This is a genomic window from Streptococcus sp. 1004_SSPC (assembly GCF_001069025.1).
GTDB lineage: Bacteria > Bacillota > Bacilli > Lactobacillales > Streptococcaceae > Streptococcus > Streptococcus vestibularis.
The window spans coordinates 19,554-30,707 of record NZ_JWGQ01000071.1; the positions used below are offsets into that span (position 1 = coordinate 19,554).

Sequence of the window (11,154 nt, forward strand, 5' to 3'; positions counted from 1 at the left end):
TAGTAGCTTGAATTTCAAGAGAATATTTTTACAAATGTTAGAGTCTTTGTAGTTATTTACATGAAAAGGTTTTAGATGTTTTCATGAAAGAAAAGTATGGTCGCTAAACAATTATTTATATTGATTAAAAATTAGAGAAAATACTTGCCTAAACATTAAAAAAAGGATATGATAGACCTCTGAAGAAGGTTAATAGATGCATAAAGTGCGTGTTTATCCGATAATGTCTTTATTTTTGACGTGCCTTTAAGGTACAATGATTAACAAATAGGAAGTTTATGAATGAAACAAGCAAATCATGTTGTTGAAAAAGTGACAAAATACGCTATTCGTAAGTTGTCAGTTGGTGTTGGACCAGCTGCTATTGGAACATTCTTAATAGCAGGTGGTCTTTTCGTGTCTAAGCCAGTTTCGGCGGATCAGGTTACTACGGATTCATCGATACATCTGGCCTATGTTACTGAAAATGAATTGACAGCCGAAGAGCAAAAGCAAGTGGTTCATGCTATTCCAAAGGCATATCAAAATGATGATACTTTTTATCTGGTTTATAAACGTAAGGGAGACAGTCAAGCTACTCTTCCTAAGACAGGCAGTTCTGACTGGGCGGCAACAGGTTTAGGACTGACGACAGCAACTTTGGCTGTGCTCCTATTTTCAAAAAAACATCGCAAAAAGATTATTGGATTGGTCTTGATTGGAGCAGCTGGGCAAAGCTTACTTATCCCTCTTGAGGTTCTTGCTTTGCAAAATAAGGAGTTGCAGGCTTATAATCGGAATCTAGCTGTCTCAGATGAGGCGGACCTAGCTAAGGGTGTTATTACCATTGATGGTTATGAGTATGTCGGTTATCTGCGTTACTCATCTAAGCCTGAGCTTGAACAACCTTTGGAGAATGCTTTGAAAGGACTTGAGCCATCAAGAGAAGATAGAAACACAGAAAGCCGGTATGAAATAGATAAAGAAATAAGTTGGGAAAAAGGAACTCAGGAAGCAGGTCACGAAGGTGAAGTTCTTGTTCAACCATCAGTCCCAGAGTACACTGGATCGATCAGTACTGATGGCACACAAGAATCAGGTCATGAAGGCAAATCTCTTGTCCAACCAGCAGTCCCAGAGTATACGGACTCAATCAGTGCTAATGGCACACAAGAATCAGGTCATGAAGGCAAATCTCTTGTCCAACCAGCAGTCCCAGAATACACTGGATCGATCAGTACCGATGGCACACAAGAATCAGGTCATGAAGGCAAATCTCTTGTTCAACCAGCAGTCCCAGAGTATACAGGTCCAATTAGTGCTAATGGCACACAAGAAGCCGGTCATGAAGGTGAATCTCTTGTTCAACCGGAATCTCCAGAGTATACAGGTCCAATTAGTGCTAACGGAACACAAGAATCAGGTCATGAAGGTGAATCTCTTGTTCAACCGGAATCCCCAGAGTATACAGGTCCAATTAGTGCTAATGGCACGCAAGAAGTAGGTCACGAAGGTGAATCTCTTGTTCAACCAGCAACCCCAGAGTACACTGGATCGATCAGTGCTAATGGCACGCAAGAATCAGGTCATGAAGGTGAGGCCACTGTTCAACCGGAATCCCCAGAGTATACAGACAACCTTGAAGCTAAAGGGACTCAAGAACCAGGCAACGAAGGTGAGGCTCTTGTCCAAGCTGAGAATCCTGTTCATACCCCAGTTGTCGGAAGTATCACAGAGACTGAAACGCAAGCCATTGATTATCCTATCGAAGTTATTACTGATGATAACAAATATGTGGATGAAGAAGTTGTTGATCAAGAGGGCCAAAAAGGTAGCCAAGAAATCCATAAAGTTTACCAAACCATTGATGGTGTTAAGATTGGTGAGCCGACTATTGTGTCAGGTAAGGTTATTGAGGTGCCACAACCTAGAAAAATCCGTCGTGGCAGCAAGCCTCTAGATGGGACAACGACTGAAGAGTCTATTGTAGAGCTTCCATTTAAAGAAATTGTCCAAGAAGATGATACACTTGAGAAAGGCGTTGTGCAGGTTGTCCAAGAAGGACAAAAAGGACAAAATAAAATTACCAAGATTTATAAGACCTTTAAGGGTAGTAAGACTGCTGAAGAACCAACTGTTACTGAAACAGTGCTAGTTCCCGTCCAAGATCGTATCGTTCGCAAAGGGACCAAGATATCTGAAAAACCAGTTCTTACACTGACACAGGTTGACAAGGATGACTTGGGTCGCAGTGCTAAACTCAGCTACAACTTGACTAATCCAGGTTCAGCAGCTATCACGACTATTAAAGCGGTCCTTAAGCAAGATGGACAAGTTGTCCAAACGCTTGATGTTCCTAGCACGACTTTGACTGCTGACTTAACCAACTTAGCCTATTACAAGCCTTATACCCTTACGACAACCATGACCTTTGATCGTGGCAACGGTGAGGAGAGTCAGGTTTTGGCAGACCAAACTATCCAACTGGATCTCAAGAAGGTTGAGCTTAAAGATTTTGCACGTACAGATTTGATTAAGTATGACAATCAAACAGAAGTGGATGAGACTCGTCTGACAGCTGTGCCTCAGGATCTCACGAATTACTACTTGAAGATGACTTCTGCGGATCAGAAGACCACTTATTTGGCAGTGAAAGCCATCGAAGAAACAACAGTTGATGGCAAGGCGGTTTATAAGGTAACTGCAGAAGCGGATAATTTGGTGCAACGTGATGCCCAAAACCATTTTGCGAAGACTTATAGCTATTACATTGAGAAACCGAAGGCCAGTCAAGCCAATGTTTACTATGATTTTGCTGAGTTGGTCAATGCCATTCAGGCTAATCCATCAGGTGAGTTTAGACTTGGCCAAAGCATGAGTGCTCGCCATATCGTTCCAAATGGCAAATCATATATCACGACTGAATTTACTGGTAAGTTGCTCAGTGATGGTGACAAACGCTTTGCCATCTATGATTTGGAGCATCCATTGTTTAATGTCATCAATGGCGGAACTATCAAGAATATCAACTTTGAAAATGTAGATATCAATCGCCCTGGTCAGAATCAAATAGCGACAGTTGGATTTAACCTTAAAAACAAAGGTCTGATTGAAGATGTTAAGGTGACTGGTTCAGTCACTGGTAACAATGACGTGGCAGGTATCGTCAATAAGATTGATGAAGATGGCAAGGTTGAGAATGTCGCCTTTATTGGTAAGATTAACTCTGTCGGTAATAACTCGACAGTTGGTGGGATTGCTGGTTCAAACTACATGGGATTCGTCAACAGGGCCTATGTGGATGCGACTATTACAGCCAATAATGCCAATGCAAGTATGTTGGTGCCATTTGTCACTTACATGCTCAACAGTTGGAAGTCAGGAACTAAGGCCAAGGTGACCAATTCAGTAGCCAAGGGTGTTCTTGATGTCAAAAACACACGAAATGTCGGTGGTATTGTCGCTAAGACATGGCCATACGGTGCTGTTCAAGACAACGTGACCTATGCCAAGGTTATCAAAGGTCAAGAGATTTTTGCTTCTAATGATGTCAATGATGAAGATGGTGGGCCTCAGATCAAGGACCTCTTTGGTGTTGTTGGTTACAGCTCGGCCGAAGATGGTACGGGTAAAGATACCAAGAGTCCTAAAAAACTCAAACATTTGACTAAGGAAGAAGCCGACAAGCGTGTTGAAGGTTACAAGATTACAGCTGATACATTTGTCAGCGAGCCTTACGCATTGAATACCCTTAACAACGTTTCTAGTCAAGCAGATTTTGCCAATATTCAAGACTATAAGCCTGAATATAACAAGGCTTACAAGAATATTGAGAAACTTCAACCATTCTATAACAAGGATTATATTGTCTACCAAGCCAATAAACTGGCTAAAGACCATAACTTGAATACCAAAGAGGTGCTCTCAGTGACACCGATGAAAGACAGTAATTTTGTCACAGACTTAAGCGCTGCTAACAAGATTATTGTTCACTATGCTGATGGTAGCAAAGACTACTTCAAGCTTTCAGAGAGTTCAGAAGGGTTGAGCAACGTTAAGGAATATACTGTTTCTGATTTGGGTATTAAGTACACTCCAAATATCGTTCAAAAAGATCACTCGAGCCTTATCAATGGAATCGTTGATATCTTGAAACCAATTGAGTTGCAGTCTGACCCAATTTACCAAAAACTTGGTCGTACAGGTCCAAATAAGGTCAATGCTATCAAGAACCTCTTCTTGGAAGAAAGCTTTGACGCTGTTAAAGCTAATTTGACGAACCTTGTGACTAAGCTGGTTCAAAATGAAGACCATCAACTTAATCAATCATCTGCTGCCCAACAAATGATTCTTGACAAGGTCGAGAAAAATAAAGCAGCCCTCTTACTAGGCTTGACCTACTTGAATCGTTATTACGGTGTGAAGTTTGATGATATTAATATCAAAGAAATCATGCTCTTCAAACCAGATTTCTATGGTAAAAATGTGGATGTCCTAGACCGTTTGATTGAGATTGGCTCTAAAGAAAATAATATCAGTGGTTCAAGAACATACGATGCCTTTGGTGAAGTTCTTGCAAAATATACTAAATTTGGAGATTTAAACGACTTCCTTAATTACAACAGAAAACTCTTTACCACTATCGACAATATGAATGATTGGTTCATCGATGCCACTAAGGATAAGGTCTACGTTGTAGAGAAAGCTTCACAAAACGAAGGTGTCGGTGAGCACAAGTATCGTGCTTACGATAACTTAACACGTGGTCTACACAGAAAAATGATTCTACCATTATTGAATCTTGATAAGACAGAGATGTTCCTGATTTCTACTTATGACACCATGTCTTATGGAACAGCTAACAAGTACAACACAACCCTAGAGAAGTTGAAACCTGAGATTGATCTAGCCGCCCAACGTCAAATCAACTACCTTGATTTCTGGCAAAGATTGGCTGCAGATAATGTCAAAAACAAATTGTTCAAAGACATTGTCAATCCAATCTGGGAAGGTTTCTATGTCTGGGGGCATGGTTGGCCAGGTTGGCCAGAGCGCTACGGCCAATTCAAGAACAGTACGGAAGTCTATGCGCCAATCCGTGAAATCTATGGACCAGTCGGTGAGTACTACGGCGATAATGGAGCTTTGGCTGGTGCCTATGCTGCCATCTACGACAATCCATACGACAATCGTGCCAAGGTTACTTACGTCATGTCTAACATGATTAGCGAGTACGGTGCTTCAGCCTTTACGCATGAAACGACTCATCTCAATGACCGTATTGCCTACTTTGGAGGTTTTGGTCGTCGTGAAGGAACAGACGTTGAAGCCTATGCCCAAGGAATGTTGCAATCACCAGCTACTCAGGGGCATCAAGGTGAATACGGTGCTTTAGGACTTAACATGGCTTTTGAAAGAGAAAATGACGGTAATCAGTGGTACAACACTAATCCAAACAAGTTGAACTCACGTGAAGCCATCGACCGTTACATGAAGGGCTACAATGATACTCTCATGCTTCTTGACTCACTTGAAGGGGAAGCAGTCCTCAGTCAAGGAAATCAGGACCTCAATAACGCATGGTTCAAGAAGGTAGATAAACAGTTACGAGGTAATAGTAAAAATCAATACGACCAGGTTCGTTCTCTAAGTGATAGTGAAAAGGCTATTAACTTGACTTCTATTGATGACCTTGTAGATAATAACTTTATGACCAATCGTGGACCTGGTAATGGTGTCTATAAACCAGATGATTTCTCTTCTGCCTATGTCAATGTCCCTATGATGTCTGCTATTTATGGTGGTAATACCAGCGAGGGTTCTCCAGGAGCTATGTCCTTCAAGCATAATACCTTCAGACTCTGGGGTTACTATGGCTATGAAAAAGGCTTCCTAGGTTATGCGACTAACAAGTATAAACAAGAAGCAAAAGCGGCTGGTAAGGCCACCCTTGGAGACGACTTTATCATTAGCAAGATTTCTGATGGTCAGTTCAACTCACTAGAAGCCTTCAAGAAAGCCTATTTCAAAGAAGTGAAAGACAAAGCGTCACATGGTTTGACGACAGTTGCAATTGACGGCACAACAGTAAGCTCTTACGATGATTTATTAGCCTTGTTTAAAGCTGCAGTAGCAAAAGATGCTGCAACTATTAAAACAGATAATAAGGGTAATAAATCTGTGTCAACAAGTCATACGACGAAACTCAAAGAAGCTGTCTATAAGAAACTCCTACAAGAGACAGATAGTTTCACAAGTTCTATTTTCAAATAATAGATGAAAGAATTCCCTTTGGCGAAAATGAATTGCACCCCAAAAAGTTAGACAGAAAAGATCTAACTTTTGGGGTGCTTTTATTATGAAATTGAGTTATGAAGATAAAAGTCAAATATATGAATTGAGGAATTGTGGTTTTGTAGTGAACTATAAGAAGGTCTAACGTCTGATGAGAGTTCTTGGTCTAACCGCTCTAATTCGTCGTAGACGCAAGTATTCTTCATATCAAGGAAAGGTTGATATGAAAGTAGATAATCTCATTCAACGCTAGTTCGAAGCATCTAAAACAATGGAAAAGCACTATACAGATTTGCCATTCCAGCAAGTAGCCAAAAATTCTATTTATCACTCGTTTTAGATGTCCTCAATAGTGAATTTATTGCTTATAATCTTTATCCATAGTGACTAGGGATGGCAATACCAACATCAGTATTATCATCGATTTTTAGAAGGGAAAGGAATCCAACCGTCCATGTCACGTAAGGGAAATTAGTCCAGACAATGGCATGATGGAATCCTTCTTTGGCATTCTTAAGTCTGAGATGTTTTATGGTTATGAGAAGACGTTATAGGCACTTGAGCAATTGGAACAAGCTATTGTAGACTATATTAATTATTACAACAACAAATGCATTAAGGTAAAACTAAAAGGACTCAATCCTGTGCAATACAGAACTAAATCCTTTGCTTAAATTAATTGTCTAATTTTTGGGGGTCAGTACAGTAAGGTGGTGGTGTTGCGTACGCTTTTTACACTGAACTTTAGTTCAAAAATAGAGAATTTCATTAGTGTTTGTTATTCTATGAAAATCTCTAGTTTAAATCAATTTATGTATGTTATTTTCCTATTCAGGTTTATGGTTCAAATCTTTATCTCTAAAAAACTAGACATTGGAGTAAAAGGTATCATTTATCTGAATATTGTAATTATGATCTCAAAATCGTAGAAAATAGTGAAGATATGATTTACCTATTTTGTACTGTTTCTTAATGTTAATTTTGTTCCTAGTTTAGTAAGTGTTGGTATTTTTCGAGGTGCTAAGAATTGTTTATTGAGAATATCCATAGCTGTTCGTCCCATTTCTTCTGTATAGACAGTGACACTAGAAAGTGGAGGATACACTTGTTTAGCTAGAGTTGTATCGTTAAAAGAGATAATTTGAATGTCGTCAGGGACCTTGATACCATTTTCCTGAAGTGCTCTGAGTGCACCAATAGCTAGACTATCACTAGCCGCAAAGTAAGCATCAGGTAAAGTAGCTCCACTCTTAATCTTAGAAGCAAGAAGTTCATAGCCAGATTGGACAGTGAAGTCACCAGTCAGAATAAAAAGAGGGTCATAGATTCCCTTTTCCATACAGTAGTTCCGATAAGAACGTAAACGAGGATCAGAGATGATTTCAGTTGCATCCGTTGTTTTTTCTTGCCCAATGAGTAGGCCTATATTATTACAACCTTGTTCTTTAAGATAACATAGTGCCGATTGTACGGAGTTTTCAAAATCAGTAGTAACACATGGATGTCCTTGATTAAGAGTATCACTATCAACAAAGACCAGAGTCTTTTTTAGTCTTTCTAGTTTCGCAATTTGTTCACGACTAAATTTTCCGATACAGAGTACACCAACGACCTCCTCTCCTAGACTTGAAGGAATGTCGTTGAAAAAGCGAAGCATCTCGTAGTCTAGTTCATAGGCTCTTTTTTCAATACCAAGTCTAATATTATAATAGTAGATGTCATCTAACTCGTGTTCTTCACTAACCCATTGAATAATTGCCACTTGATACTTTTCTTTTTTTGAATTATTAATTGTTTTGTGTTTAGTATATCCGATTTCATCAGCGATAGTTAATATCCGATGTCTAGTATCCTCTGTTACGGAAAGAGTTTCATCTTTATTAAGAACACGTGAAACAGTTGAAATAGATACACCTGCTAAGTTTGCGATATCTGTTAATGTAGCCATAGTATCCTCCTCATATTTCAGTATAACATAACTTTTCTTTTTTACCTATATTTTACTAAAAAAACAGTAAAAATGTTGATTTTCCATGTGAAAGGGGTTACAATTCCAGTGTAAATAAAAGAATAAGCGAGGTACATCCTATGAAGACGTCACAGTTAAGAGAAAAGTTTAAAGAAGTTTTTGGTGTAGAAGCAGATCATACTTTCTTTTCACCAGGTCGTATTAATTTGATTGGTGAGCATACTGACTACAACGGTGGTCATGTGTTTCCAGCAGCTATTACCTTAGGTACTTACGGAGCGGCCCGCAAACGTGATGACAAAGTTTTGCGTTTCTTCTCAGGTAACTTTGAAGAGAAGGGAATCATCGAAGTGCCACTTGAAAATCTTCGTTTTGAAAAAGAACACAACTGGACAAACTATCCAAAAGGTGTTCTTCATTTCTTGCAAGAAGCTGGGCATACGATTGATTCAGGTATGGATATTTACATTTATGGTAACATTCCAAACGGCTCAGGTTTGTCATCATCATCATCTTTGGAATTATTGATTGGTGTTATTGCTGAAAAACTATTTGACCTTAAATTGGAACGCCTTGACTTGGTTAAAATCGGAAAACAAACGGAAAATGACTTTATTGGCGTTAACTCTGGTATCATGGACCAATTCGCTATTGGTATGGGAGCTGATCAACGTGCGATTTACTTGGACACAAATACTCTAGAGTATGACTTGGTACCCCTTGACCTCAAGGATAATGTCTTAGTCATCATGAACACTAACAAACGTCGTGAATTGGCTGATTCTAAATACAATGAACGTCGTGCTGAATGTGAAACAGCAGTATCTGAACTACAAGAAAAATTGGATATCCAAACTCTCGGTGAATTAGACCTCTGGACATTTGACGCATACAGCTACTTGATTAAAGACGAAAACCGTATCAAACGTGCACGCCATGCAGTTCTTGAAAATCAACGTACACTTCAAGCTCGTAAAGCTCTTGAAGCAGGAGATTTGGAAGGCTTTGGACGCCTTATGAATGCTTCTCATGTGTCATTGGAACATGATTACGAAGTTACAGGTCTTGAACTTGATACTTTGGCACACATAGCTTGGGAACAAGAAGGAGTATTAGGAGCCCGCATGACAGGAGCTGGTTTCGGTGGATGTGCCATTGCACTTGTAAATAAAGACAAAGTTGAAGACTTTAAAAAAGCAGTTGGTCAACGTTATGAAGAAGTCATTGGTTATGCACCGAGCTTCTATATTGCCGAAGTAGCAGGTGGTTCACGAGTACTTGATTAATGAGAAAGAAGTAGAGATTATGGCTGAAAATTTAGTAAACACTTTTGTAACTCTGGTTATTGAAAATAGTGATTATGAGGAATTGGACCGTATCTATTTGACAAACAAAGTTTTTACTTTGGTTGGAGAAGGAGTTGCTGATGTTGAAACAGATAGCTCTGAATTGATTGACCTTAAAGACCAGTTGCTTCAAGCAGGTGTTAAAGCTGGTTCTGTAGGTGAACTTAACGAAGAACAAGATATCATCGGTGCTCAACTCATGGACTTAATTACACCAAGACCGAGCGTTGTCAATCGTAACTTCTGGGGTACTTATAAATCTAACCCAGAGCAAGCAATTGCTGACTTTTATGCACAAAGTAAACGAAATGATTATGTGAAAGTCAAAGCCATTGCACAAAATATTGCTTATAAAGCACCAACTAAATACGGTGACTTGGAAATTACGATTAACCTTTCAAAACCTGAAAAAGATCCTAAGGCTATTGCAGCTGCTAAGAATGCGGTAGCTTCCGATTATCCTAAGTGTCAACTTTGTATGGAAAATGAAGGTTATTTGGGTCGCATTAATCACCCAGCCCGCAGCAATCACCGTGTTGTTCGTTTCCAAATGGAAGACAAGGAGTGGGGCTTCCAATACTCGCCTTATGCCTACTTTAACGAACATTCTATCTTCTTTTATGGTAAGCACGAACCAATGCACATCAGTCCATTGACGTTTGGCCGTCTCCTAACAATTGTTGAAGCATTCCCTGGTTATTTCGCAGGTTCAAATGCCGATCTTCCAATTGTAGGTGGTTCAATTCTTACACATGAACACTATCAAGGTGGTCGCCATACCTTCCCAATGGAAGTAGCAGGCATTAAAGAAAAAGTTAGCTTTGATGGTTACTCTGATGTTGAGGCTGGCATCGTTAATTGGCCTATGTCTGTTCTTCGTCTAAGAAGTGAAGACAAGGAAAGACTTATCGCTCTTGCAACTAAAATCCTAAATTGCTGGCGTGGTTATTCAGACGAAAAAGCTGGGGTCTTGGCTGAGTCTGATGGACAACCTCACCACACCATTACCCCAATTGCTCGTAGAAAAGACGGCAAATTTGAATTGGATTTGGTTCTTCGTGACAATCAAACTTCTGAAGAACATCCAGACGGTATCTACCACCCACATAAAGATGTTCAACATATTAAGAAAGAAAACATCGGTTTGATTGAAGTTATGGGATTGGCCATTCTTCCACCTCGTTTGAAAACAGAACTTAAAGATGTTGAAGATTATCTATTAGGTCAAGGTAACCAAGTTGCTCCAATTCACCAAGAATGGGCAGATGAACTCAAAGCTCAAAATCCGAATGTTACGGCTGAGGAAGTGACAGAAGTTGTTCGACAATCTGTTGCAGATATCTTTGCTCGTGTACTAGAAGATGCAGGTGTTTATAAGACTAATAGTGAAGGCTTGGATCAGTTTAAAGCATTTGTAGATTTTGTAAATTTAGCTGATTAATTGTTTTTTCTGAAGAAAGGAGATAAGAAATGGCAATCTTAGTTTTAGGTGGGGCTGGTTACATCGGTTCTCACATGGTGGACCGTTTGGTTGAAGCGGGGCAAGAAAAAGTCGTTGTCGTGGAT

At 39.6% G+C, this 11,154-nt stretch carries 5 protein-coding genes and 1 pseudogene; 5 read left to right on the forward strand and 1 reads right to left on the reverse strand.

All coding sequences use genetic code 11. From position 1 onward, the window contains the following. The first annotated feature begins 282 nt into the window (after nucleotides 1-282). Both ADF62_RS05665 and ADF62_RS11150 read left to right on the forward strand, forming a co-directional pair. A complete protein-coding gene (locus tag ADF62_RS05665) occupies nucleotides 283-6,252 on the forward strand; it encodes a ZmpA/ZmpB/ZmpC family metallo-endopeptidase (protein ID WP_048788292.1) in 5,970 nt (1,989 codons plus the stop codon). Between the two features lie 118 nt (nucleotides 6,253-6,370). Next, a pseudogene (locus tag ADF62_RS11150) lies at nucleotides 6,371-6,947 on the forward strand (IS3 family transposase); the annotation flags it as partial. A 278-nt stretch (nucleotides 6,948-7,225) separates the two neighbouring features. On the opposite strand, the gene ADF62_RS05670 reads toward ADF62_RS11150, so the two are convergent. Continuing rightward, the gene (locus ADF62_RS05670; protein WP_003094466.1) at nucleotides 7,226-8,221 is read right to left on the reverse strand and encodes a LacI family DNA-binding transcriptional regulator; all 996 of its coding nucleotides are present in this window, start codon (nucleotides 8,219-8,221) and stop codon (nucleotides 7,226-7,228) included. A gap of 140 nt (nucleotides 8,222-8,361) precedes the next feature. Here ADF62_RS05670 and ADF62_RS05675 point away from each other — a divergent pair, with 140 nt between their 5' ends. The 3 genes from ADF62_RS05675 to ADF62_RS10785 form a co-directional block, all read left to right on the forward strand. After that, nucleotides 8,362-9,528, forward strand: a complete 1,167-nt coding sequence (locus tag ADF62_RS05675; protein ID WP_003094510.1) for a galactokinase — start codon at nucleotides 8,362-8,364, stop codon at nucleotides 9,526-9,528. A 19-nt stretch (nucleotides 9,529-9,547) separates the two neighbouring features. After that, nucleotides 9,548-11,029: a UDP-glucose--hexose-1-phosphate uridylyltransferase gene (galT, locus tag ADF62_RS05680; protein ID WP_048788293.1), complete on the forward strand. Its 1,482-nt coding sequence runs from the start codon at nucleotides 9,548-9,550 to the stop codon at nucleotides 11,027-11,029. 29 nt (nucleotides 11,030-11,058) lie between these two features. Beyond that, on the forward strand, nucleotides 11,059-11,154 hold a 96-nt coding region (locus ADF62_RS10785), incomplete at its 3' end, for an NAD-dependent epimerase/dehydratase family protein (protein WP_152901312.1).